This window comes from Aneurinibacillus sp. REN35 (assembly GCF_041379945.2).
In the GTDB taxonomy this organism is placed as follows: Bacteria; Bacillota; Bacilli; order Aneurinibacillales; family Aneurinibacillaceae; genus Aneurinibacillus.
The window spans coordinates 223,654-247,981 of record NZ_JBFTXJ020000001.1; the positions used below are offsets into that span (position 1 = coordinate 223,654).

Below are 24,328 nucleotides of genomic sequence, written 5' to 3' on the forward strand. Positions count from 1 at the left end.
AGACGTAAGTCTGAAGCACATGAATCATTGAAAGGAGCAACACATATGACAAACGAACAAATTGCTCGGATGATTGACCACACACTATTAAAGGCTGACGCAAAAAAAGCGGATATTGTCAAGTTGGCAGAAGAAGCGAAGCAGCATCGCTTTGCTTCTGTATGCGTCAACCCCGCTTGGGTACGGACGGCGGCGGAAGTATTGAAGGATGCGCCGGATGTAAAGGTTTGTACTGTAATCGGCTTCCCGCTCGGAGCCTCCACGCCAGAAGTGAAGGCGTATGAGACAAAGGATGCGATTGAGAACGGGGCGGATGAAGTTGATATGGTTATTAACATCGGTGCGCTAAAAGGCGGGCAGGATGAACTGGTGGCGCGCGATATTCAAGCTGTTGTAGACGCGGCAAAAGGCAAGGCGCTTACAAAGGTCATTATCGAAACATGCCTGTTAACGGAAGAAGAAAAAGTGCGGGCATGCGAATTGTCAGCAAAGGCAGGCGCAGATTTCGTAAAAACATCAACCGGATTCTCTACAGGCGGTGCAACAGCGGAGGATGTAGCATTAATGCGTAAAACAGTCGGAGCGGATATGGGTGTGAAAGCATCCGGCGGTGTCCGGAGCCGCGAAGATGTACTGGCTATGGTACAGGCAGGAGCGACACGGATTGGCGCAAGCTCAGGGGTTGCTATTATGCAAGGTGAAACATCGCAAGATAAATACTAATGATGTCCTGTAGATGAAGGGCGTCCCTATCACATTAAGGAGGTGAGCGCCGTCATCGCACATATAGCGGTAACGGCCTAGACATGAGCGTTCATATTGGAGCGAAACAAGGAGAGATTGCAGAAAGCATTTTATTGCCCGGTGACCCGCTTCGCGCAAAATACATTGCCGAGACATTTCTTGAAGGGGTAACCTGCTACAATGAAGTGCGCGGAATGCTTGGATTTACCGGCACTTATAAGGGAAAACGCATCTCTGTCCAAGGAACAGGTATGGGCGTCCCTTCTATTTCCATCTATACGAATGAGCTGATTCGTGAGTATGGCGTGAAAAATTTGATTCGTGTAGGTACATGCGGCGGAATTCAGAAAGACATTCGTGTGCGCGATGTGATTCTAGCGATGACATCCTGCACGGACTCAAATATAAATCGGCTTGCATTTCCTGGTTTTGATTTTGCTCCATGCGCCGATTTTGACCTGTTAAAAACAGCATATGAAGTGGGCGTAGAAAAGGGGCTGCACGTTCGTGTAGGCAATATCCTGACAGCTGATGTATTTTATCGTGATAGCATGGATATGGTGAAGAAGCTTGCCGAACACGGAGTATTGGCCGTCGAGATGGAGTCAACAGCACTGTATACGATTGCAGCCAAATATGGCGTCCATGCCTTATCCATCTTAACGGTAAGCGATCATATCTTTACCGGAGAGGAGACAACGTCAGAAGAGCGTCAGACGACATTTAACGATATGATTGTAATGGCGCTTGAGACAGCCGCTGCACAAACAGCATAAAGATAAATCAGCACAGCATGAGGATGTACTTCTAGAGAGGTATATCCTCTTTTTTTGTAAAAGCAGAGCTGACAGCGGCGGACTTGTAACCATCTTTTCCCAAACATATAATAGAGTACGAAGAAAGGCATGCTCTATATGTAATGAGGTTAGATAATGACAAAGAAGCGATTCAAAATAAGGCATATATGGGTATTGGCAGTTATACTGGGCTTGATGTGTGTAGTGCTTATCCATCTGCCCATCTATGTATTCTCTAATTGGGAGAAGCGCCATGCGATGCTGCGTCTAGAAGATATAACACCAGGAGGAATATATGCGTCGCGTGATGATATAGGCAAGCTGCGTGCAGTTTTTTCTTATTTGCATACACAGCGTGTTCCCTTTGCTGTGGCGGTTATTCCACGCGCTATGTATCTGCTTCCCGATGGTACCCGTTATGAAAAGGGGATTGATGATGCCGTCCCCGATGAAGAGACGCAGCACCTGATTCGCCTGCTGCAGACGGCACAGAAGAAGGGCGCTGTTCTTGGCATGCACGGCTATACGCATCAATTTGGAGCGCACAAACGTCCGGATGGCGGACAGGATACAGGCATCGGCAATGAATTTGCGGTGAGTGGAGCGCCGCAAACATATACGGCTGATTATGCCGCACATAGGATGGAAGCGAGTCTGTCCGCGTTTAAAAAAGCAGGACTTACCCCCGCTTTCTGGGAGTCGCCTCACTATCATGATACCTGGGTACAGGAGGAAGTATTTCGTTCTTACATGGGGATTTTATATCAACCTGATTATCGTTCACTGCATTCCTTTTGGGATCTGCATATGTACGAGACAATTAATACATACGGCCGTCATAGTCTTGGCTCCGTCTATGTCCCGGCCCCGCTTCGTTATATCTCAGAAGGACGTACAGCGGATGATATTGTAGAAAAGATGAAAACATATAAGGGGTTGGGTTCACTCTTTTACCACCCGTTTTTAGAGTTTCCCTATCTTGAGCCGGTGATTGGTGTGGACGGTAAGCCGTCTATCCAAGATGGTCTTCCGCTTTATCAGTATAAATCCGGTGTGTACACGCATTTGCATCGTATTGTGAAGGGGGCAAGAGAGCAGGGCTTTACTTGGGTGTCTCTTCATGATGTGCTTCCATTTACACCGGCTCAGCAAATTCAACTACAGGAGATGAGCGGCACCATCCGCCCGCGCATTGTGATGGGAGATATTAAGGGGACTGGGCGCACTCAAATTCTGACATGGTCATCTGGCTCAATTACAATCTATGCCGATGCATTTGATTGGCCGCGAAATCGGCCGCAGGAGCTGCCGGAGACATGGCACGTGTCGAGGCTATCCACAGAAGATCATGTGATTGCAGCTCGATGGAATCAAGATGAACGGATGGATATTTTAGGCTATACACCCGCCACCGGAATCGTTCAGGTATGGTACTCGAATGGACGTGGAGTACAGCCGCCTCATATTACTCAATTACCAACAGGTGCTGAACAACTACAAGCGGGTGATGGGGATGGAGACGGGCAGATGGATTTGTTTTTCAGTAAGGCGGATGCGGTGTGGTGGACACGTCGGGCATCCGATCAGTTCATAGAACCAATCAAAGTATGTGATTTGCCGTCAGGAGCGCGGTGGGCGCTAGGAGATTGGAATGGAGATCGTCGGGTGGATATGCTGGTATATGGTATTGGTGAACACACAGCCCTCCTGTATCAGAACGCAGGTGCGACTCAGATGCGAAAGCTGCCTGCCCGCTTGTCCCTGCCTATTGGTAAGGAAACGCAGGTGCTGATTGGTGATGGCAACGCTGACGGATATGATGATATAACCATATATGAACCGCTGCAGGGGATATGGCGTGTTTGGGAGAGCGACGGGGATGTTAATATGCGTCCGCTGCAGGCTTACTACGGACCGTGGGCAAGGGGAAAGCGTCTTGCTTGGAGCGCTGATTTTGATGGAAATGGTACAGCAGATATTGCTTCATTTGATAGACTGCAGCACGTAGTTGATGTTAGTCTATCGTTTCGCAAATCGAAAACGCAGTAAGATTGACTGAACAGGAGGAACTCGTCTATGCCCAACGGATGGGAAATCACGAATGGCCTTTTCATCGTTTTGCAAGTGATCACAGCATGTATTGCTCTGTATCAAGTTATCATCGGATTAGCCGGCTTATGGAAACGACGGGAGACATGCACCGCTCCTCCTGATTCCTCATTCGCCATTTTTGTCGCCGCTCATAATGAAGAGCAGGTGATTGCACCATTATTAGAGAATATAAAATCGCTCGATTATCCGAAAGAGAAGTACGATATTTTTGTGATTTGCGATAATTGTACCGACCGGACAGCAGACATCGTCCGTGCGCATGGTCTGCTTCCAATGGAGCGGTTTAACCAGGAAAAGCGCGGGAAGGGTCATGCGATCGAATGGATGCTGGATAGGCTGTGGAAGATGGACCGAAGCTATGATGCTGTAGTTATCTTTGATGCGGATAATTTAGCAAGCCGCAACTTTCTTACGGAGATGAACGAGAAGCTAATGAGCGGGCATCAGGTAATTCAGGGATATCTGGAAACAAAAAACCCATATGATTCATGGATTAGTATCTCCTATGCGATTACGTATTGGTTTATGAACCGGATGTGGCAGTTGGCCCGCTACAATCTCGGCATGGCTAATGCGCTTGGAGGAACGGGGCTTTGTATTAAGACAGACCTTCTAAAGGAGATGGGGTGGGGAGTAACGTCCTTGACAGAGGATGTGGAGTTTACTGCTCGCTGCGTATACCGCGGGATTTATCCGACATGGGCTCACTATGCGATCGTATACGATGAAAAGCCGCTGACATTGCTCAGCTCCATGCGTCAGAGGCTCCGCTGGATGCGCGGACACTTTTACTGTGCCAGACAGTATTTTTGGCCGATCCTATGGAAGGCACTTCGTACCCGTAATCTATCGCAGTTCGATGCAGCACTGTATTTGTTTCAGCCGATGCGTCTTCTTATGGTAGCGGTGACATCCATGATGCTTTATTTGCAGGTTGCAACCTCCATCTATGAATCCTTCCATTTATTTAAATTGATGCCGGACTGGTTCTGGTGGCTTGTCAATACGGCGCTCTATCTACAGACACCGTTTGTCATGTTACTGGAGAAAAAACCACTGAAAGCGTATCTTGGGATTTTCGTATACCCGATATTCCTGCTTACATGGTTTCCGATCACGCTTGTCGCTCTTTTTACAAGCAACAGCCAGACCTGGAGCCATACGGTTCATACCCGCTCGATTAAGATTGAAGAACTCTCATAAACAAAGAGGGAGTGGTAAGAACCTTGATCGTACCCCCGACATAATGTAAGGAAAGCCTTATTTTTATAATGGCGAGGGGGGATCAACAGGCATGATGCATCCGAATACAGAACTGCGCTATATCGATGATCAGATCGGCTATGGTGTATTCGCTACTACATTCATCCCAAAAGGGACGATTGTCTGGGCGCTTGATCCATTGGATCAGATTATTAGCGAAGAACAGGTTCTCCAGATGATTGAACCGATGCAAGAGATGGTGATAAAGTATTCATACCGCAATCAGCACGGTCAATATATCTTATGCTGGGATCTTGGGCGCTACATCAACCATAGCTTTCATGCCAATTGCGTCGGCACAGCATACGAACTGGAGTTGACGGCCCGCGATATTTATCCCGGCGAGCAGATCACAGATGATTATGGCACGTTGAATGTAGATGCTCCTTTCTACTGCATCCCGGAAGCCAATGCCCCGCGCCGGATTGTTATGCCAGATGATTTGCTTACGTATTACCGGCAGTGGGATGAGCTTGCTTGTGCAGCATTTAAGCAGTTCAACCATGTGCCACAGCCGCTGGCCTCATTGGTTAAACCGGAATTTATGGAGAAAATCAAACGGGTAGCGGCAGGCGCTGCCCGAATGGATTCCATTAAAACAATATATTTTGACAGAGAAAAAGGACGATCGAAATGATTGTCCTTTTTCTTGTTCGTTATTCTTCATCCCATTGGATTGGTACGGCTACATACGCGCCGGTTTTGGCATCGACATAGCCAAATGATTCGGCAGAATTGGCAGGTCCATATACAAGAATCGGACCTGGTGCCTGCTGTTCAAAGTACTGTGGCCAGATATACTGCAACCGTAGCGATTTATGAGCAAGGAGCGTATGCAGCGCTTCTTCCTTGGAGACACGCAAGGCCGAATCCGGCAGCTCAAGCTTTATTTTTGGTACAGCCAGAGAGAAACTTGTCACCTTGCCGGTATGTTTATCAATACCCACTTGATAGGAACGATCCTGGACGGGAATGCCCTGGTACATTTCAGTAAAAAAGAAGGTGTATTCGTTAGGCTCACTACTTGTTCTTTGCGGAAGCTTACTTCTATCTACCCAGCTCGGCGGCTCGGGTTCGCTCCATGTGTAATCTGTCCATTCCACTTGTGCGGCTGTTTTGCTTGCATACGTAGTCAAAAATCCCAACGCTGATTGCAGTGCCTGTTCTTTTGCTACTATAGTAGTTGGCTTAGACGCCTGCTCTTGTTGCGTTTGCAGATTAGCATGTTCAATGCGATGTGTCTTCTTATCCACGCTGACGGTTAGAGCGACATCATGCTGTTCTGTGCTGAAATGATACATCGTACTTGGTTGATTTTTTTCTTGTTCCGAGAGGAAGGCCGTATCTTGGCGGAGTTTTCCTGCCAGATTCTCTGCACCAAACAATGCCAGAGCCTTACGCTTTGCCTCTGCTTCAGACTGAGCTAGAAGCGGCTGGGCTTTAGGTTGTAAGGTAAACTGTTTTTTCGATACAGAAGGCGTAAGATCTACGTTTTCCTGCCCGCTCATCATATCCACGGGACGCCCAGTAACCGGATGAAGATACGGATAGACGGACAGATCGTATTTTAATACGGCCTTTGTGCTTGTATTGGCAGGGCGAGATCCATATCTTTCAGGCTGCTCTGCCGCATAACTCAGATATACCTGTCCGCTGTCAGCGAGCTTTTGTTTAATTTCATCAGCGGAAAGAACGTTTTCTGGTGATGGAATGCTGCTATTTTTTATGTCGATCGGTTTGTATGTATAGCTTACGATATGTCCGGCTGCATCCACGCTGAGTCGCAGGCTTTGTCCATGCGTAACCGGGATTCCATTTAATAGTATAGGAAATTCTACATGCCGCTCTCTCCAGGTCATTGCAGCTCCATTCTCCTGGTAGACGGTAGAGGAGCCGTTGCCATTGGACACCGGCGTTCCGAATTGCTTGCGTCCTGCCTCACCAAACCATTGCACGAGAAATTTCTCTGCTGTATCCATCGAAGTCTGCCGTGAAGGTAGCTTATCAGAAGCCCACTCCTTAATATTCAAATTGAATGCAAGCAAAGCTCCGGTATTGCTATCAAAGGTGAGATAGGCACTGGATATTTGCTGCATATTTGGTGTTTCGGCTCCTGGCTTTTCGCTATTGAGATGGATAATAAATGTATTTTCTTTCTCTGAAGGAAAGCTCATGGTAACATGCATCCTGGCGAGAACAGGTTGTATAGCAATCAGTTTGTTCAGTGTATTCTGTATAGAAGAAGGAATGGGCGCAAGATTTTTTTCAATCGCGCTTTCTGCTGGTAACTGAATAGATGTTTCGCTTGCTGCCGCTGCAGCAGCCGTTCCCGAAACGATAGGGGAAGCTAGAAGCAGAAGGGCAAGAGGTAGGTAGTATTTCATCGCAAAGCTCCTTTCTTGATATATGATCAAAGTATGATGTGATATATATGCGATATTGTTGAAAGCAACCGTTGTTGATAGCATAACAAAATTCTATCCTTTTTCATATTCCCTACTGTAAAATTATAGATAGATACGCTCATTTATGCAGAAAAATAATAGATCGAAAGGAGGCCACCATGAAGCATAGACAGATGCAGAGGAGATCCTGTTTAGTTTTTGGCCTGGTTGTTCTTCTTTTTCTTTTTGGATGCGGAGCAAGCAACGGGGGAGGAGAGGGTGCTTCGGTAACCTCCGAGCAAAAAGCTCAGGTGGATACCGCGCCAGCTAATGAGGCGGATAAAGAGTCGCCATCAGAGCCGCAAAAGAAAAGTCCGGCAGCCATGATGGTATACACCGCGGAAGTATCGTTGCTAGTGAAAGATTTTACCGCAGCACAACAGCAGATCACTGCATTGGCAGAAAAAAAGGACGGGTATGTGGTGGAAGCGCGATCGTATACACAAGGGACTGGACTCGATCTTTTGCAGGGAGATTTTCGTGTTCGTATTCCTTCTGCTCAATTCAATGCTTTTCTCGCAGATGTTGAAAAGTTGGCGGTAAAAGTAACGGACCGTACGATTCAGGGGCGGGATGTGACGGAAGAGTATGTTGATTTGGAAGCGAGACTTTCATCAAAACAGGTCATGGAAGCACAGCTCCTTGGTTTTATGAAGAAAGCACAGCGAACAGAGGATGTGCTGAAGATTGCTCATGATCTCAATCAAGTGCAGACAGAGATTGAGCAGCTCAAAGGAAAGATTAAATATTTGAAGAACCAAAGCGATTTTTCGACTGTCACTCTTCGGGTTACAGAGAGTAAGGCCGTAGTTCCGTCATTGTCCGGTGATTCAGTAAGCGTGTGGGATAAGACAAAGCAGCGGTTTATGCAGAGCATTGCATTCATGCTGAATACTGCATCCGCACTTTTCGTCTTCGTTGTCGGATTTTCACCACTGTTATTCCTAATTGCTGTTATTGCAGCGGTAGTGATCTATATTCGAAAAAGAAAGAGGGATTGATAGGAAAAAAGCCGTCCTATTTACAGGTCGGCTTTTGTTCCAAGCGCAAAGGCACGGCGGTTGGTTTCTTCGATAGCCTGCATAAGCAATGCCGCATACCCTCCTTGTTCCAATGCCCGCAGACCGGCTGCGGTAGCTCCGCCCGGTGTGGTCACAGCGTCCCTCAATTCAGAAGGGGAGCTACCAGACGCAAGCATCTGCACGGAGCCATACATCATTTGTGTAACCAATCTGCGTGCCTGCTCTTGTGAAATACCATAGCGCACGGCTGCTTTCTCTATTGCCAGCGCAAATTCATATACGAAAGCGGGGGCGCTGCCCGTTACGGCCGTCAGCGTATGAATCTGCTCTTCTGAACAAAATTCCGCTGTTCCAATAGCATCAAGCAATTGCTCAAGCAAAGCTTGATGATGAGCGGTAAGCGCCTCAGTGTATGTATACAGCGACATGGATTGGCCGATTTCTGCTGCGGTATTCGGCATGACCCAGGCAGCTGAAGTACCGGGCGGCAGCGCTTCTTGTAATCTGCTAACTCCGATGCCGGCTGCAATGGTAATGATCAGTTGACCTGTGACGAGAGGAGCAAGCTGTGTTAGTATTTCTTCGTGCGCTTCCGGCGGCATGGCGAGGACGATCACATCACTTTCTGCGACGTATATTTTCCAATCGGTTGTTACTTTGATACCATATTGGGCATGCAGCTTTTTACGCCGCTGTGTATCGGTACGATTAGCTGCGATGAGTGTGAGTGTACCGTCTGCGGAACGAAGCAGTCCTTTAATGATTGCTTCTGCCATACGGCCCGCTCCGATGAATAGATAAGTAGATGTCATGAGAAGTACTCCATTTCTATAAAGATTGTACCAGTCTATCGAACCATACAAAAAGCTAGCCGTAAAGACGTCGGCTAGCTTTTATCGGTTATCATAACAAGGATTTTTCCGCTGTCAAATTGATTTGTAAAAGTTTGAACGTCTGATTCAGCAACACCCACCTGCAGCAGACGGCTTTCCACTTCATCTCGGGCATAATAGCCCACCTGGTTGCCGCGTAGCGCGGTAATCGTATCATCAATCATACCCCCGCTTTCTCTCCTGCGGGTGAAGTTTGCCTTTGCATCTACATCAGTGGCTTTTTCAATGGATGAAGCTTCCTGCTTTTCATGTGCCATAACCAAAATGTCATCATCCGTATAGCCCTGCTGCTTCCAATTGGTAATAATCTCGATAGCTTGCTCATCTGTATCACAGACGTGTACCTGTTGGTTTCTCATCGTTGCTCCCTCCTGCTATGCGTGCTATATATTGTATTTACCCGAAGAACTAGAACTAAAACGCTGCGATTGGTAAGCAGTAGCATCAACTATAACTTTTAAACGTTCACAAAAAATTCCTCGTTGTCAAAAAAGTGCCACAGAATTATTCGCTTTTATCGGTACAATAAAGATATAGGGAGGGATCATTATGGGCAAACAAATTCGAGTGTTTGATAGGTATATGGATGAGACGCATGTCATCATTACAGAAGAGGAAGTTTTGTTCCATTCAGATCAGTTAGGTACGGTGGACTGGTCTCGCGATCTCGTCCGGACAGATAAAGGCTATTTTGTCAGAGAACAGCGCCATGTGGAAGGTGCATCGGTCAATTATCACCGGATTGATGCAGCCACAGCGGAGAATATTCTGCAGAAGGCGGATAATCGAGAAATCTATGAAGCATTAAAGGAAAGTACTTCGTATCAGACTCTATCATAAAATCATAGGAAAACCGGTGTGCTTTGTAAAAGGCATGCCGGTTTTTCATTTTTTTGCGGCAAAGAATAGAACGATGCAGGGACGATAACCCAGCCGCATGCATACGCTGTAAAAGTCAAGAAAAGGAGGGGATGAGAGATGGATGCGAGAGCATGGGAAATGCCCGTCATGCCGATGCCGACACAGGCACGAGCCGTTATTCGCGGAGGTCCGCTGGCTCCTGGCATCCGAGGGGTCGTGCAGTTTACGCCAGTGCCTGGAGGAACGTGGGTGTTCGTCTACGTGGAAGGGCTTCCGCCGTATCAGCCGGCCCAGGGAAACAAAGCGCCCATCGGCCCGTTTGGCTTTCACCTGCATCAATTCGGAAACTGCCAGGTAGGCGATCCCGCTAAGCCCTTTACAGCAGCGGGCGAGCACTGGAACCCCACCAATCAGCCGCACGGGAATCATGCGGGCGACTTCCCCGTATTGTTTTCTAATCACGGAAAAGCGATGATGGGCTTCTTTACAGATAAATTCACCGTACCCCAGGTTATCGGCAAGTCAGTTATCATTCATGAGAACCCTGACGACTATCGCTCACAGCCTGCCGGCAATGCCGGTCGCCGTCTTGCATGCGGCGTAATCGGTTGGGGATAGAAAGAAAGCGATTGTTGATCCAGTTCATATATAGAGACGGAAGAGTATAAGCGTATGAACTCCCAATATAACCAAGCAATTGAGAAGAAGCCGTTGACCCAGTAATGGATCAACGGCTTTTTGGTGTCAATTATAGGCTATGGATAGCCGGGAATCGTATCATATTTCGTCTTCTCATTCACCACATCAACCAAAGCGCGGTATGCAGCATAGATCTCTTCCTCTGTTGCGTTTTCCTTTGCCACGACCGCCTCGGCCTGTGCAATGGCAGCGGCAAATGCTTCGGACAACGTATACGGATATTTATAAGGATTCGCTTTTATATCGGCCCATTCCGCCTGTGCGATTCGGAGCTGCATAATCAGGTTCCACTTGTCAGCAGGCGGACGATGCTGGCTGGCATAGAACTGGTTCTGTGCCGTCTGCAAAGAATGAATGGCCGTCTCGATCGCCCCCCGCATGGCCGGTATCTTCACTGCTGTACGCTTTGCTTCGGCAGTGGCCTGTCGAAAGGCCTGGATCGCTTCCGATGGAAACTCTCCTGCCGCTCCCCCGGCGCGTGCAGCGGAAAGCTCGGATTCAGCCTGTCTGATGGCGGTGGCAAGCCACATGCGATCCGCTAGGGAAGCCTCTTTCCTGGCATAGCGCGCGGCCACCTCGTCGATGATCGTGTCCGGCGTACCTGAACGTACATAAGGAAGCTTTCCCCATTTGTTGATGGCTTCACCTGTTTCAGTTTTTACCTGCACATTAAAGCTGACTCCCTGTACCGATTCGGCAGCACTGTTTTGCGTGCTGAACGTGTCTTTCGGCAGGAGAAAGGTAACGCGTGTACCCACCCGGTCCTCGTCTGAGATGCTTCCGTCATTCGTGCTGTCAAATCGAGTGGAGCGCAGCAGCACTTTGGCTTTGGACGAAAGAGGCTGACCGGCAATGAAATAATTCCCCGTCTTGCGGGCATCGGCCGAGAGAATGGTATTGAATTGGAGCACGACAACATCCTCCGCCTCAGGTGCTTCTTTGGCAATGGTATGATCCACTGCCGCGCCAAAGACAAGCGCCGGAGTCTCCAGCGGCTTATGCGGCAGAAGCCGCAGTGAGCGTATGTTGACTGGATGTGTAAGAGCCGATGCCGTATTGCCCACATCATCAGAAAGGTTTTGCACAGCCAACTGCCATTTTCCCGCCTCTTTTGCCGCTTCTTGCGGAATGGGGAAAATGTACGTTTTATCATCTTTGGTTGTTAAATAGCCGATCGGAGACAGAGCGATGCGTGCTTTGCTTTGCAGTGAGACGAGCTCGAATACAGGCTTAGGCACAGCTCCTGTTTCGCGCGCCGGCGTGAGATGCCGGGTGGCGTTCGAAATCTGCACGGGTTCATTGAATGTAACGTTCAATGTCTCCTGCCCTGGGACGGAAGCGTAAGAAGGAGTAACCGTCTGGATTTTTGGCGGCAGCGCATCAGCAGGCAGCACAATCTCGTATGTATGATCGCTTTGGTTGACGGTGCCGCTTCCCGCATCCTTCGCCCGTCCTTTTAAAAGCGTAATCCGAACGCGGTTATAGCCTGCTGTACTGTATGAAGGGTTTCCCTCCTCTGTTTGTAAAATGTGCGACCAATCGCGTCGCAGTTGCAGATAATAGGCGGCGTTTCCATCATATTCAAGCGCCCAGTCTTCATACGGCCGTATTCCTGCGGTTGTCCATCGCGGGTTTCCCGCCTCATCCCAACCGCTCTGCCGTTCCAAACGAATGTCCTCAGGACCAAGCAAAGGGTCGTGGCCGTACATGGATACCGTTTTAGACGGGAAGCGCAGCATGAACTGTTCCGGAGATTGGGCTGAAACGGTCGGGATCGGTTCGATGGCGGGCGGAGAGACAAAGTCTATCACGACATTGTGCAGGCGTTTTCCGCTTCGATGGCCCGAATAGTCAGCAATGCCCGACCCCTGTAGGACATTCTTCTTGCCCGGCGGCTGATAATGTGGACGCATCCAATGACTCAGCTCAAGCACAGCAAAGCGGCGAAAGTCTCCAGAGAGGCGGCTGTCTGCAGTCTGGGGCTTTTTCCCATTCAGTTGGCCATGAACCTCGTGTCCGTTTAGCTTCCACAGCTCGTACCCGCTGTTGCGTATGCCTGTATAGATCGGTTCATCGAATTCAAGCTCAAGCGCGCCGCTTTCTGTCTGCCGCGTATTCAGCAGCGCAGGCAGCTTTTTATCGGTTAAGACAAAAGAGGAAGCACTGTCTGCAAATGTCGGCTTTTTACGGAGGTCATGCAGCGCTACACTGATCAGCGCCGTTTCCTCTAAGGGTTGCTCCTGACTAAAGCCAATGCGCAGCACACGCGGATTTTCCTGGGCGATATGCCGTACGGGTACGCTGACGCCCCGCATGGTCACCTGTAGCACAACGTCTTTATCCAGCCAGGCGCTGCGAAAAGTCTCGAAGTTGAACGGGCGGGCAAAGGTCACATACACATCGCTGGCCCGGTCAGAAGACGCTTTCACGATTGCATTTGCGGCGGATGTTTTGAGCGCTTCCTGTACGAGACGCTCTACTGCCTGCTGCAGCCGTGCTCGCCATGTATGTTCAGGATCAAGTACTGCTTCCCACTGCTTTAGGAGGGTGGTAAGCGCAGCGGGTGTGATTCCGCTCTGCTTCAGATCGGCGATGAGCTGCTTATGCTGTGGTTTGCCTGCCGTTTCTGTAAGCGCTTCCTGCAGCGCTTTTTCTACCGGAAGCGGCTGGCCAGAAAGCGCGGCAGCGACTAGCTTTTCCTTTGTCAACCGGACGGCATCCTCAGCAAACGCCTGCAGTTCTCCCGCTATTTCCTTACGGCCAAATAGTTTGTCCAGGATACGGGCCTGCTTGCGCTCGAAGGCGGAAATCGCTCCGGGCTTGTCTATGCCCTCTAGCAGATGCACGGCATCATAGAGAAAAACGGAAGTCTCCATTCGCGTAATGCCTTTTTTTTCGGCTTCCGCAAAAAAGGGAGCCATCTCACGCAGAGAAAGAAAAGGGCGAGACGAAATGTCCGGTGCAGAAGCAGTGGCGTCCGAAGTGGCCAGGCTCTGCTGCGGTGTGAGTAAGAGCAGGCACACAAGAAGGAGGGGAACAATGAAACGATGCGGGACAGGACATGGGTGGCGCATATAATCCTCCTTGGCATAAATGTCATTGTCTTCATTGTAAAAAGAAAAGGGAGAATGAAAATGATTCCTTTTCACTCTCTTACAAAAATAGGTGGTTCGGTATGCGTGCTGCTTTTGGAGGATAATCATTGGTTATGCTTTCGATAAAAATAATGTATTTCCATTCGTTTCCTTCGCGTGCTACGATAAAATATGAATATTTTTACAACGAGAGAAGGAATAGGATGAAACAAGGGGGAATAGGAAAATTTTATTTTGGCTGGAACATTGTGCTCATCTGTTCTATGATTACACTGCTCACCGTCGGAACGCGCATGGGCATCGGGCCGTTTTTCAAGCCGATCCTGGATGATATGGAGATGAGCCGGACTTCTCTTTCCTTCGTCGTAGCCATCAGCATGCTCGCCTATGGACTGGGCATGCCGCTGGCAGGAAAGCTGGTCGACCGTCATGGTACCCGCTTTGTTCTGCTCGCTGGCATTGCCATTGTGCTGTTTTCGATTGTTTGGACGGTTTTTACGCGCAATGTGCTAGCTTTTACTCTGGCTTATGGCATTTTGCTCTCCGTCGGTCTTTCGTTTACCAGTCCGGTGGCGATGACGCCGCTTGTGAGCCGGTGGTTTACCCGCCAGAGAGGGAAGGCGCTCTTCTATTTGTCTACGGGTTCAATGGGCGGGATCGCCATTATGACGCCCGTATTCTCATATTCGATTCATATGATCGGCTGGCGCAGTACCCTGCTGCTGCTTGCCGCTGTTTTTGTGCTGCTTCTCGTGCCGGCCGTGCTCTATGTTATTCGCGACGATGCACCTGAGGGAACAGACCAACTCCCGGATCAAAGCGTGAAAGCACGGAAGAGCCAAGAGGCTTTGATAACACCGATACAGACATGGACGCAAGCGCTTAGCACGCGAACGTTTTGGCAGATTTCCTTCGGGCTTTTTGTCTGCGGATTCAGTATGAATTTGCTGGGATCACATGGAGTTCCGATGCTGACCGATCACGGATTTTCCAATGCGACCGCCTCATTTGGCATCGGGTTAATCGGGGTGGTTGCGATGTTGAGTACAGTATTGCTTGGGGAGCTATCGGATCATTTATCCCGCAAACATATGCTGGCGCTAATCTATGCTGTTCGCGGGCTGGGCTTTCTCTCTCTCGTACTAATTATGACGCCCGGGCAGTTGTACATCGTTTCCATGATTGGGGGACTTGTCTGGGCGGGAAGCACAGCGCTTTCTTCCGCTATTCTTGGTGATGTATATGGGGTGCGCTGGGTAGGTGTGTTATATGGATGGGGCTATTTCATTCACCAAATCGGCGGAGCCGTGGGCTCGTTTCTTGCCGGATGGGGATATGAGTCATTTGGTACGCATATCATTTCCTTTGGAATGGCGGCGATTTTATTGGGGCTTGCAAGTATAGTTTCGCTTCAATTACCCTCAAAATGGCATGTAAAAACATTGATTTCCCAGCAAAAAAATGCTTGAATTATGTTTTCAAAAGTCAATCATCCCTAAGACGGAGATACGATCCATCTCCTGCCCCTTTGCTGGTTTACGCAAAACCTACTATGATACATAGAACAGATGATATACATAGCAGGTGAGAATAATGCGGCGAATTAAAAAATGGATAGGGATTCTATTTATAGGCACAGGCCTCGTTATCATGGGCTTGACGTTACTGATCCTAGCGTCGGTGTTCATGAATAGAGAGGGTGATGAAGCGAGGCCGCCTTCGCAACCGTATGATCGGTATGAGAAGGTGAAGCGCTATGAGCCTATGCTTCGCAGCGAGCTTGAAAAATATAATTTAGAAGAGTACACGGAAGTAATGGTCGCACTGATGTATCAGGAAAGCAGGGGAGAAGGCGGCGATCCGATGCAGGCATCGGAATCGGCGGGACTGCCTCCAGGAACGATTGACGATCCGAAACGGAGCATTCGACAGGGAGTCAAGCATTTTCAGCAGGTTTTACGATATGGTCAAAAAAGAAAAGTTGATTTTCCAACAATCATTCAGGCATATAACATGGGAAGAGGATATATTGACTTTGTAGCAGCCAATGGAAAAAAACATAATGAGAATCTAGCAAAACAGTTCTCATCGATTCAGGTAAAGAAAGAGCCGCATGTTTATAATTGCGGCGGTGATCGTGAGAATTTTCGCTATCCGTACTGCTATGGCGACTTTTCCTACACAACGAAAGTATTAGAAATCAAGCCGAAAATTCAATATATGAACTAGGCGTTCCCCCCTCCATATAACGAGGTAAGGGAACGCCATGAGGCTGTTCTAGTAAAGGAAGAACATCAGAGCTGTTGTCACAACGCCGACCCATATGCCTAAGACGATGCAATAGCCCATAATGTCCCGAATTCCAAGGCCGACGACACTTAGAATGGGGAGCGTCCAGAACGGCTGAATGAGGTTCGTCCAAGCATCTCCCCAAGCGACGGCCATAGCAATATCTCCTGGATCGACCCCAAGCTGCATGCCAGCAGGGACTTGAATCGGACCCTGCAGTGCCCATTGTCCGCCTCCGGATGGTGCCAATATGTTCACGATACCGGCTGCCCAATACGTGAATACAACAAAAGTATCTTTTGACGCGATGGCTGTCATCCAATCAATAATAGCCTGACCCATGCCGGAGCTTCCGAGCACAGCAATGATTCCAGCATAAAACGGGAACTGGAGAATGATCGGCGAAATGGAGGTGGCCGCATCATGAAACGCGCGGGCAAACTGTGCTAGGGAACGATGGAAAAATAATCCGGCACTTAAAAAGGTAATATTAATAAGATCGAGATTAATATCTGTACCTTGCAAAAGTGTATAGATAACATAAATAAGACCTATGCTTCCCATGAGTATACCCAGCCACGGTGTATGCTCTAGCCTTTCGGCGGGCGTTTTTGATTCCATAAGCGCGGCTGCGGATTCATCTCTCGCTTTTTCGTCAGGACGATGTGGACGATAGCTTACAATATGGTCTTTTGGAGCCATGAAGGCGATGATGATCGGCATCGTTATAACCAGAACAAGCAGGATACTGATGGTGGGCAGGCTGAAAATCGTCTCTGAGGTTGGAACGACACCCATTACTTTTTCCATAAAGTGATCTGGTGTCGCTATTGTTAGACCAATCGAGCTTGATAGTCCAGCAGAATATAGGGCCGTTGGTGCATAAGCGGCTGCCACCAAAAGCGGAAAGTGTGCTTTTGTGTTTCTTTTTCCCACTTCTCTGGCGAAAATCGCTCCAACGACAACAGCCAATCCCCAGTTAATATAGTAAGCGGCCGCAGAAATTAGAAATGTCAAGATGTACGCTTGACGCGGTGTCTTGGCCCAGTCTGCCATCGACTCCAGCCCTTTTTTGATGAAAGGAACGGCGGCAAGCACCATACCAGTCATAAGTACAAGCACCATCTGCATCGTAAAGGCAAGATATTTCCAGAACCCGTCTCCCCAGGAAGCAAAGATTTTCATGGGGGAGGAAGCATTCATCATAAGCGCGATGACGAGTACGAAAAGCGTCATCAATACAGCGATAACGAGTGAGTCCGGGAGATAGCGGCGTACGCCGCGAGAAAATGCATTCGCAATTTGAGTTAACATAGATGTCCTCCTTTACTTCTTTTTTTGTTAAATTTTAATAAAAATAAAATTATTTTGAATCATGATTTACGTATATAAATGAATGAGTATATTTATACATTGTGAATAGTGTAAATGAGAGCGAAATATGCTGGGAGGATAGATATGATCGAAGATAAGGAGTTAGCACGCCAGGTAAGGCGGGCATTTGAAGAGTTTGCGGGACGGAAGGTAAGAGAAAAAGTAATTGAGGTGACGGTACGGCATGCGCAGCGCATTCGTCAGGCGCATCCTGCCCTATCTATCGAAGAAGTAATTGATCAAGCAATTTTACAAACGGTAAAAGACGGAATCGCCTTCTAGAATGGTACAAGCTTTCCGTAAAGCAAGCGATTTATGGTACAATGTGTGGTAATCATGGGATGCTATCCCATCCCGTAGTGAGGTGTTTCATGAGCGATACGGTAAAATCCATTGAAAAGGTTCTGTCTGTCGTCGAGTGCTTTTCCTTTGACCAGATGGAGCTATCCATCAGCGACATCCAACGAAAAACCGGATATCCGAAGAGCACAATTTTTCGTTTGTTGGCAACGCTTGAAAAAAGACATTATATTGAACAAGATAAAGAATCGCAGAAATATCGATTGGGCCATATGTTTTTCCGGCTTGGCGCCATCGTTCAAGAACAGTTTGATCTCCGTAAAATTGCGTTATCTGTTATGCGTGAATTAGCGGTCACAACGAACGAAACGGTTACACTTAATACGTTTGATGATACGAAACGGATATGTATTGAGCGGGTGGATAGCCCAGAGCGGGTACGGAATTTTGTTCGGATCGGTGAGCGGAATTCACTGTGCCGAGGGGCGACCGGCAAGACGATGCTAGCGTTTCTTAATGAACGTGAGCAGATGCGGATTATGGATGCAGAGGCAGAATACATCGATGACCGCGGTCGACTTGAACAGGAGCTGCATGAAATTCGGCAACATGGATATGGCATTACACGGGGCGATCGTATTCAGGGGAGCTTCGCGGTCTCAGCTCCTATCTTCGACCATAGCGCACAGCTATTAGGCACGCTTAGCATTGCAGGTCCGGTTCAGCGTCTCAATGAAGAGCATGAGCGGTTTTTGATTACTACAGTACTCGAAGCAAGCCGTAATATATCTGAGAAGTTAGGATATATTGCGACGCCGTCTGCCTTTTAGATCTGGTTACTACCAGGTCTTTTTTTTTATGTCATTTTTCAAGTGATGTAAGCGCAATACAAATCGAAGATAATAAATTTTCTAAATTATTATTGAAATCGGAAAAGGTATAGTGTTACAATGTATTCAAATATAGAACGCGTTCCATAATACGGAACGAAATGAGGGATGGACTATGTATTGGAATTTGGCAACGTTATCAGCCAAAGACAAGTACCGTATGCTGACAAGCTGTATTGTGCCGCGTCCCATCGCCTGGGTAACAACCATGAGTGCTTGTGGTGTAGGAAATGCGGCTCCATTCAGCTATTTTACCGGTGTATCCATTGAACCTCCATTAGTCTTATTCGCTATCGAGCGAAGAGACGGCAAGAAGAAGGATACGCTGCTTAATATTGAAGACACCAAGGAATTTGTGATTAATCTTGTCACCGCCCACAATGTAGTAGCGATGAACGAGACATCAAAAGATTATCAGCCAGACGAAGATGAGCTGAAGTTAGCCGGGCTTGATACGGTACCTTCTGTGTGCGTCAAGCCTCCGCGTATTCAGCAGTCACCTGTTCATATGGAGTGTCGGCTGCATGACATTCTTGAGATCGGATCTTCCCCACATGCCTTGGTGATTGGAGAAGTCGTAGCTATTCATGCGGCAGATCACCTCATTAAGGAAGACCGCATTCAGATGGAGCGGTTGGAAGCAGTCGGACGCATGGGAGGCAAATGGTATGTGCAGGCAGGTGACTTGTTTGAGCTACCGCGGCTCGATTGGAGAAAAAACGAAATGATATAAAAGGGGGCGTGACAATGGCACAGCATCCTGAATGGGATATTGAAGCTGATGTTGTCGTTATAGGAGCCGGTGGTGGCGGATTAACAGCGGCACTCGCTGCCAGCCGAACGGGAGCCGAGGTTATTATTTTTGAGAAGACAGAATTCGTGCTGGGTAATACGGCTGCCAGCGCAGGCATGATTCCAGCGGCAGGCACGGCGCAGCAGCGTGAGCTTGGAATTGACGATTCGGCTGAGACGATGATGCATGACATTCTGCGTAAGAATAATAAAGAAAGTGATCTGGAAGTAACACGAGCACTTTGTGAAGCGTCAGGTCCGCTCATCGATTGGATGACAGAAGAGCTTGCGTTTGATTTAAGCGTAGTTACCGAATTTCGTTATCCGGGACATAGCCGCCTGCGGATGCATGCCCCACCGTCGCGGGCTGGTGAAGATCTCGTGAAGATGCTGAAGCGAGCCCTGCAAAAGCAGGAGAATGCATACCTGATGCTTCGTTCTCCGGTCGTACGCCTGTATACGGATGAGCGGGGCGCGATCATCGGTGTGGAAGCGGATACACCACAGGGCGCCCAGTATGTGCGGGCTAAAAAAGTAATCCTTGCTTCCAATGGTTTTGGCGGGAACATGGAGTTGGTTAAGAAATACATTCCTGAGATTGCAGAGGCGCTGTATTTCGGCTATGAAGCGAACACGGGTGATGCGATCATGTGGGGAGAAGAACTTGGTGCCGCATTGTCCTGTATGAGCGGATTCCAGGGACACTCTTCTGTGGCACCCTCTCACGGTATTTTAATGACGTGGGGCGGTGTTATGAGTGGAGGATTTCTCACAAACAAAGAAGGGCGGCGTTTCGGAAATGAGGCGCAGGGATATTCTGAATTTGCCCTTGAAGTCATGAAGCAGCCGGAAGGATATGCCAATTACATTTTTGATGCTGCTATTTATAATCAGTTAGGCGGTATCGAAGATTTTCGGCGGTTAGATGAGATGAATGCGTTTAAGAAAGCAGAGACGCCAGCCGAACTTGCTCAAAAGCTGGGAATGAATCCTCACGTATTTGAAGAGGAGGTGCTGGCGTTTAACCAAGCTGTTGCTTCTGGTGTGGATGCGTTCGGTCGCACACACCTGCCCAAAAAGCTAGAAGCTCCATTATATGGACTCAAGGTTGTGCCAGCGCTGTTCCATACGCAGGGCGGATTGAAGATTAACCGCCATGCCCAGGTGCTGAAAAAAGACGGCAATCCCATCCCGAATCTATATGCGGTGGGGGGCGCTGCGGCTGGCGTATCGGGCAGACATCCTAAAGGATACATGTCAGGCAATGGATTGCTCGCGGCACTTGGTTTCGGCAAAATCGCTGGGGACCATGCTGCTGCACAACTATCTGAAAACATGAAGGCAGGGGGAATCATATTATGAAACGAGCATGGGAAGACGCATTAACAGAAGTGGACCGGCTGGTCATCGAGAAAGGCGGATATGGTAAACCGCGCGGATTCGGAAAAAACCCGGCACTCGTCATTATTGATGCGCAGCCTAATTATGTCGGCGTAGATCTGCCGATTGAAGCACAGTTGGATGAATGGCCAAGCGGTGGCGGCGCGGAAGCATGGAAAGCGCTTCGCGTAATTCAGCAGCTTCGCTCAGCTGCAAAAGCAAACGGTATTCCTGTTATTTACACTCGTAACGTACAGAAGAAGACCATTCAATTTGACTCTTTCGCTATCAAAGCGTCCCGTGATAATACCAAATATATTGATGGAAGACCGGAAGCAGATATCGTTCCAGAACTGGCTCCTGATGTGGCAGATCTGATTGTTGACAAGAGCTATGCGAGTGCTTTTTTTGGTACACCGTTCATAAGTTACCTCATTAAAATGGGGATTGATACGCTCATTCTGGTCGGTGGGTCATCAAGCGGGTGTGTACGAGCAACAGCCGTAGACGCGGTAACACATAATTTCAATGTGGGAGTTGTAGAGGATGCGGTATATGACCGGATTACGCTTTCACATAAAGCAGCGTTGCTTGATTTATGGATGAAATATTGTGATGTACCGTATGCCCAAGATGTAGAAGCGTACTTCCAGCAGATCGGAGAAACAAATCTATCGGAGGTGGAATCATGAGATTCGATCTATTCATTAAAAACGGAGAAGTCGTTTTCCCCGGTGTCGGAGTAAAACGAGCAGAGATTGGCGTGAAAAACGGCAAGATCGCCGCGATATTTGAACCGGGTACACAGGAAGACGCTGCAAAAACAATTGATGCACAGGGAATGCATATCTTCCCTGGCGTAGTCGATGCCCATGAACATCTAGGTATCTACAATTCATTGGAAGAAGATTTTAGAGATACAAAGCAAAATGCCATTGGCGGTGTTACCACGCTCGTAAACTTTTACCGTCAACCGCAAAGCTACCATGAATTAATGCCTTCTCTCATCGAGACAGGAGAGGAGAATAGCTATATTGATTTTGCATACAGTTTAGGGATTTTAACAGAACAGCACATTGATGAGCTTGAAGCCTATGTAGACCAGTACAAGATGACATCCTTTAAATTCTTCCGCAATTATGAGCGTAAGCTGAACCAAGTATTTAATGTAACAAACGGTATTGATCTATCTTCAGCGGATTTAATGCGCTTGCTTACACAGTTCAAACAAATCTCACCGAAGATGCTGCTTTGTATTCATTCTGAAAACATGGACATCAATCGCTACCTAACCGCACAGTTGAAGGAGCAATCGGTCGAGGATACGCTTCGCACATGGTCGAAGACAAGTCCGGGCTATGCGGAAGCCGAATCGATGCTGAGTACATTGTATTTGAACAGCATTGCAGAAGGAAACGTCTTTATCGTGCACTTAAGCTCAGGAGCGAGCGTGGATGTACTGGATAAAGTTCCTTGGCTAACCCAAAAAGGCACAAAAGTAGAAACGTGTATTCATTACTTAACCTTAACCGAGGAATCACCAACATTGAATGCGAAGGTTGGGCCGCCGATTCATACGGATTGGGACCGTGAACGTCTCTGGGAAGGAATTGCTTCCGGTGTCATCAACGCCATCGGTACCGATCATGTACCGAATTCACTCGCCAAAAAATATGCGAAAGGCGATGGGGTATGGGACGCATTGTTCGGATTCCCAGGTGTTGGCGCATTATTGCCCATCATGATTACGGAGGGGCATCTAAAGCGTGGACTGCCGCTGGAGCGCATTGCTGATATTACTTCCTACCAAGTGGCTGAGTCATTTAATTTGCCGGAGAAGGGAAGAATTGAGGTCGGAGCGGATGCGGACTTTGCCATTGTGGATATCGGGAAGGAAGAGACGATTCACCACAGCCGTTTTTATTCCTCTGCGGACTATTCTGTCTATGATGGCATGAAGGCAAGCGGTTGGCCTGTGTATACGATCAGCCGGGGGGATATCATTGTTGAAGACGGACAGCCGGTTGCGGAAGTAGGACGAGGTAAGTACATTAAACGTTTTGTATAAAAGGAGGAGGGCCATGAAGCGTCTTCTCAGTATCGTACTGATTACTGCACTGGGAGCCATGGGACTGGCCGGCTGTTCGAGCGAGGAAGCAAAAACAGTCGGCGCAAGCGGCAAAGTTAATGAAGTAAAGATTGGACAGCTTCACCCGCTCAGCGGTGCGCTGGCGATTGAAGGACAGGAAATGCGCGATGCCATTAAGATGGCAGTTGATGAAAAAAATGAAGCGGGCGGCATTAAGTCGCTCGGCGGCGCCAAAGTAACGCTTCTTGATAGCGATCACGAAGGAAAGCCAGAGAAGGGGATTACGGAGACACAACGTCTCATCCGCAAAGGAGCACTTGGCGTGCTCGGTACGTATACGAGTGGGGTAGCGATGGCAGCCAGCCAGGAGGCGGAGCGGAGAAAGACTCCATTCCTCATCACGATTGCGACAGCGGACGAAGTGACGGAACGCGGGTTTGCGTATACGTTTCGGATTCAGCCGAATGCAACGATGATGTCGGAGAACTTTTTGAAATATTTTAAACAGTTAAATGAGAAAGAAAACGCTGGATTAAAAACAGCGGTATTGGTTCACGAGGATTCCGTATTCGGAACGAGTATCGCCAATCACATCCGAAAAAATGCAGACAAGGCAGGATTGAAAATACTAGCTGATATGCCGCACTCAGCCAAAACATCTGATTTAACTTCGGACGTACGAAAAATCGCCTCATTAAAGCCGGATGTGGTCATCGTTACTACCTATTTAAATGATGGGAATTTATTGTTCCAGGGAATGAAGCAGTCCGGCGTGAAGCCAAAAGCGGTTATTGGTGTGGCTAACGGCGCGCTCAGCAACGCAAACTTCATCGCTGAGGAGACGGGTGTCAACCAATATATGATGGATGTCAACTATACGATTAATTCTAAGGAAGAACGAGCGCAGGCTCTGAAGAAAAAGTTTAAAGAGAAATACAATAAAAATCTCGGACCGAACGCAGCGTATTCGTATGAATCAGCTCGCATTCTCATCGAGGCGATCGAGCGGGCTGGCACAACCGATAAGACAAAGATTCGGGATGAAATCGCTAAAATGCAGGACAAAAACCACATTCTGCCGCAAGATGCCATCATGTTCGACAAAACGGGCCAGAATATCAACGCACAGGCTACGCTCAACCAGATTGTTGATGGAAAATCACTTATTGTGTATCCGGAAACATACAAGGAGGCAAACCTGCATCTGCCTGTACAGGGCAAGTAAGAATACGAATTGGCGGCGGGCCGCTTGATCGGGTCCGCCATCCTGTATAAGAAGGAGGG

The 24,328-nt window shown here is 48.2% G+C and carries 22 protein-coding genes; 17 read left to right on the plus strand and 5 right to left on the minus strand.

Translation table 11 applies throughout. The features are described 5' to 3' along the window. The first annotated feature begins 45 nt into the window (after positions 1-45). From deoC to AB3351_RS01135, 5 genes are all read left to right on the plus strand, one after another. On the plus strand, positions 46-723 hold the full coding sequence (gene deoC, locus AB3351_RS01115) for a deoxyribose-phosphate aldolase (protein WP_371145269.1): 678 nt from the start codon (positions 46-48) through the stop codon (positions 721-723). An 83-nt stretch (positions 724-806) separates the two neighbouring features. Next, entirely contained in the window at positions 807-1,520 is a 714-nt protein-coding gene (gene deoD, locus AB3351_RS01120) for a purine-nucleoside phosphorylase (protein ID WP_371145270.1), read from the plus strand. Positions 1,521-1,676: 156 nt separating this feature from the next. Next, the gene (locus AB3351_RS01125) at positions 1,677-3,590 is read left to right on the plus strand and encodes a DUF2334 domain-containing protein (protein WP_371145271.1); all 1,914 of its coding nucleotides are present in this window, start codon (positions 1,677-1,679) and stop codon (positions 3,588-3,590) included. Between the two features lie 27 nt (positions 3,591-3,617). Beyond that, positions 3,618-4,856 (plus strand): glycosyltransferase family 2 protein, encoded by a 1,239-nt coding sequence (locus AB3351_RS01130; RefSeq protein WP_371145272.1) that lies wholly within the window; start codon positions 3,618-3,620, stop codon positions 4,854-4,856. Between the two features lie 91 nt (positions 4,857-4,947). After that, on the plus strand, positions 4,948-5,553 hold the full coding sequence (locus AB3351_RS01135) for an SET domain-containing protein (protein ID WP_371145273.1): 606 nt from the start codon (positions 4,948-4,950) through the stop codon (positions 5,551-5,553). Positions 5,554-5,572: 19 nt separating this feature from the next. Here the strand turns inward: AB3351_RS01135 and AB3351_RS01140 are convergent, their stop codons facing one another. Next, the gene (locus tag AB3351_RS01140) at positions 5,573-7,300 is read right to left on the minus strand and encodes a YcdB/YcdC domain-containing protein (protein ID WP_371145274.1); all 1,728 of its coding nucleotides are present in this window, start codon (positions 7,298-7,300) and stop codon (positions 5,573-5,575) included. Positions 7,301-7,479: 179 nt separating this feature from the next. Between AB3351_RS01140 and AB3351_RS01145 the strand changes: the two genes are divergently transcribed. Next, on the plus strand, positions 7,480-8,361 hold the full coding sequence (locus tag AB3351_RS01145; RefSeq protein ID WP_371145275.1) for a DUF4349 domain-containing protein: 882 nt from the start codon (positions 7,480-7,482) through the stop codon (positions 8,359-8,361). A gap of 20 nt (positions 8,362-8,381) precedes the next feature. Here the strand turns inward: AB3351_RS01145 and proC are convergent, their stop codons facing one another. Then, positions 8,382-9,194: a pyrroline-5-carboxylate reductase gene (gene proC / locus AB3351_RS01150; protein WP_371145276.1), complete on the minus strand. Its 813-nt coding sequence runs from the start codon at positions 9,192-9,194 to the stop codon at positions 8,382-8,384. 74 nt (positions 9,195-9,268) lie between these two features. Beyond that, a complete protein-coding gene (locus tag AB3351_RS01155) occupies positions 9,269-9,634 on the minus strand; it encodes a general stress protein (RefSeq protein WP_371145277.1) in 366 nt (121 codons plus the stop codon). A 190-nt stretch (positions 9,635-9,824) separates the two neighbouring features. Between AB3351_RS01155 and AB3351_RS01160 the strand changes: the two genes are divergently transcribed. Next, complete coding sequence (locus AB3351_RS01160; protein WP_371145278.1) at positions 9,825-10,115, plus strand: hypothetical protein; 291 nt, start codon at positions 9,825-9,827, stop codon at positions 10,113-10,115. Between the two features lie 138 nt (positions 10,116-10,253). After that, on the plus strand, positions 10,254-10,754 hold the full coding sequence (locus tag AB3351_RS01165; protein ID WP_371145279.1) for a superoxide dismutase family protein: 501 nt from the start codon (positions 10,254-10,256) through the stop codon (positions 10,752-10,754). Between the two features lie 137 nt (positions 10,755-10,891). On the opposite strand, the gene AB3351_RS01170 is transcribed toward AB3351_RS01165, so the two are convergent. Next, on the minus strand, positions 10,892-13,909 hold the full coding sequence (locus tag AB3351_RS01170) for a hypothetical protein (RefSeq protein WP_371145280.1): 3,018 nt from the start codon (positions 13,907-13,909) through the stop codon (positions 10,892-10,894). A gap of 224 nt (positions 13,910-14,133) precedes the next feature. Here AB3351_RS01170 and AB3351_RS01175 point away from each other — a divergent pair, with 224 nt between their 5' ends. Together AB3351_RS01175 and AB3351_RS01180 are read left to right on the plus strand one after the other, a co-directional pair. After that, positions 14,134-15,399 carry an MFS transporter gene (locus tag AB3351_RS01175; RefSeq protein ID WP_371145281.1) on the plus strand — a complete coding sequence of 422 codons (1,266 nt, stop codon included), beginning with the start codon at positions 14,134-14,136 and terminating at the stop codon, positions 15,397-15,399. Between the two features lie 124 nt (positions 15,400-15,523). Further along, positions 15,524-16,159 carry a lysozyme family protein gene (locus tag AB3351_RS01180; RefSeq protein WP_371145282.1) on the plus strand — a complete coding sequence of 212 codons (636 nt, stop codon included), beginning with the start codon at positions 15,524-15,526 and terminating at the stop codon, positions 16,157-16,159. 48 nt (positions 16,160-16,207) lie between these two features. Here AB3351_RS01180 and AB3351_RS01185 read toward each other — a convergent pair whose 3' ends face one another. After that, complete coding sequence (locus AB3351_RS01185; RefSeq protein WP_371145283.1) at positions 16,208-17,533, minus strand: short-chain fatty acid transporter; 1,326 nt, start codon at positions 17,531-17,533, stop codon at positions 16,208-16,210. Positions 17,534-17,677: 144 nt separating this feature from the next. On the opposite strand from AB3351_RS01185, the gene AB3351_RS01190 reads away from it, so the two are divergent. From AB3351_RS01190 to AB3351_RS01220, 7 genes are all read left to right on the plus strand, one after another. Further along, the gene (locus AB3351_RS01190) at positions 17,678-17,875 is read left to right on the plus strand and encodes a hypothetical protein (protein ID WP_371145284.1); all 198 of its coding nucleotides are present in this window, start codon (positions 17,678-17,680) and stop codon (positions 17,873-17,875) included. 89 nt (positions 17,876-17,964) lie between these two features. Then, positions 17,965-18,723, plus strand: a complete 759-nt coding sequence (locus tag AB3351_RS01195; protein ID WP_371145285.1) for an IclR family transcriptional regulator — start codon at positions 17,965-17,967, stop codon at positions 18,721-18,723. Between the two features lie 175 nt (positions 18,724-18,898). Beyond that, positions 18,899-19,516 (plus strand): flavin reductase family protein, encoded by a 618-nt coding sequence (locus AB3351_RS01200; protein WP_371145286.1) that lies wholly within the window; start codon positions 18,899-18,901, stop codon positions 19,514-19,516. Between the two features lie 14 nt (positions 19,517-19,530). Next, a complete protein-coding gene (locus tag AB3351_RS01205; RefSeq protein ID WP_371145287.1) occupies positions 19,531-20,937 on the plus strand; it encodes an FAD-dependent oxidoreductase in 1,407 nt (468 codons plus the stop codon). Beyond that, the gene (locus AB3351_RS01210) at positions 20,934-21,647 is read left to right on the plus strand and encodes an isochorismatase family protein (protein WP_371145288.1); all 714 of its coding nucleotides are present in this window, start codon (positions 20,934-20,936) and stop codon (positions 21,645-21,647) included. The genes AB3351_RS01205 and AB3351_RS01210 overlap by 4 nt, the downstream gene beginning before the upstream one ends. Continuing rightward, a complete protein-coding gene (locus tag AB3351_RS01215; protein ID WP_371145289.1) occupies positions 21,644-23,023 on the plus strand; it encodes a dihydroorotase in 1,380 nt (459 codons plus the stop codon). Before AB3351_RS01210 ends, AB3351_RS01215 begins: the two co-directional genes overlap by 4 nt. A 13-nt stretch (positions 23,024-23,036) precedes the next feature. Further along, complete coding sequence (locus tag AB3351_RS01220) at positions 23,037-24,269, plus strand: ABC transporter substrate-binding protein (protein WP_371145290.1); 1,233 nt, start codon at positions 23,037-23,039, stop codon at positions 24,267-24,269. Positions 24,270-24,328 lie beyond the last annotated feature (59 nt).

Excerpts from the sequence above, each read along its gene's own strand:
- deoC (WP_371145269.1), top strand. The coding sequence starts at position 46 with ATGACAAACGAACAAATTGCTCGGATGATTGACCACACACTATTAAAG.
- deoD (WP_371145270.1), top strand. The coding sequence starts at position 807 with ATGAGCGTTCATATTGGAGCGAAACAAGGAGAGATTGCAGAAAGCATT.
- AB3351_RS01125 (WP_371145271.1), top strand. The coding sequence starts at position 1,677 with ATGACAAAGAAGCGATTCAAAATAAGGCATATATGGGTATTGGCAGTT.
- AB3351_RS01130 (WP_371145272.1), top strand. The coding sequence starts at position 3,618 with ATGCCCAACGGATGGGAAATCACGAATGGCCTTTTCATCGTTTTGCAA.
- AB3351_RS01135 (WP_371145273.1), top strand. The coding sequence starts at position 4,948 with ATGATGCATCCGAATACAGAACTGCGCTATATCGATGATCAGATCGGC.
- AB3351_RS01140 (WP_371145274.1), bottom strand. The coding sequence starts at position 7,300 with ATGAAATACTACCTACCTCTTGCCCTTCTGCTTCTAGCTTCCCCTATC.
- AB3351_RS01145 (WP_371145275.1), top strand. The coding sequence starts at position 7,480 with ATGAAGCATAGACAGATGCAGAGGAGATCCTGTTTAGTTTTTGGCCTG.
- proC (WP_371145276.1), bottom strand. The coding sequence starts at position 9,194 with ATGACATCTACTTATCTATTCATCGGAGCGGGCCGTATGGCAGAAGCA.
- AB3351_RS01155 (WP_371145277.1), bottom strand. The coding sequence starts at position 9,634 with ATGAGAAACCAACAGGTACACGTCTGTGATACAGATGAGCAAGCTATC.
- AB3351_RS01160 (WP_371145278.1), top strand. The coding sequence starts at position 9,825 with ATGGGCAAACAAATTCGAGTGTTTGATAGGTATATGGATGAGACGCAT.
- AB3351_RS01165 (WP_371145279.1), top strand. The coding sequence starts at position 10,254 with ATGGATGCGAGAGCATGGGAAATGCCCGTCATGCCGATGCCGACACAG.
- AB3351_RS01170 (WP_371145280.1), bottom strand. The coding sequence starts at position 13,909 with ATGCGCCACCCATGTCCTGTCCCGCATCGTTTCATTGTTCCCCTCCTT.
- AB3351_RS01175 (WP_371145281.1), top strand. The coding sequence starts at position 14,134 with ATGAAACAAGGGGGAATAGGAAAATTTTATTTTGGCTGGAACATTGTG.
- AB3351_RS01180 (WP_371145282.1), top strand. The coding sequence starts at position 15,524 with ATGCGGCGAATTAAAAAATGGATAGGGATTCTATTTATAGGCACAGGC.
- AB3351_RS01185 (WP_371145283.1), bottom strand. The coding sequence starts at position 17,533 with ATGTTAACTCAAATTGCGAATGCATTTTCTCGCGGCGTACGCCGCTAT.
- AB3351_RS01190 (WP_371145284.1), top strand. The coding sequence starts at position 17,678 with ATGATCGAAGATAAGGAGTTAGCACGCCAGGTAAGGCGGGCATTTGAA.
- AB3351_RS01195 (WP_371145285.1), top strand. The coding sequence starts at position 17,965 with ATGAGCGATACGGTAAAATCCATTGAAAAGGTTCTGTCTGTCGTCGAG.
- AB3351_RS01200 (WP_371145286.1), top strand. The coding sequence starts at position 18,899 with ATGTATTGGAATTTGGCAACGTTATCAGCCAAAGACAAGTACCGTATG.
- AB3351_RS01205 (WP_371145287.1), top strand. The coding sequence starts at position 19,531 with ATGGCACAGCATCCTGAATGGGATATTGAAGCTGATGTTGTCGTTATA.
- AB3351_RS01210 (WP_371145288.1), top strand. The coding sequence starts at position 20,934 with ATGAAACGAGCATGGGAAGACGCATTAACAGAAGTGGACCGGCTGGTC.
- AB3351_RS01215 (WP_371145289.1), top strand. The coding sequence starts at position 21,644 with ATGAGATTCGATCTATTCATTAAAAACGGAGAAGTCGTTTTCCCCGGT.
- AB3351_RS01220 (WP_371145290.1), top strand. The coding sequence starts at position 23,037 with ATGAAGCGTCTTCTCAGTATCGTACTGATTACTGCACTGGGAGCCATG.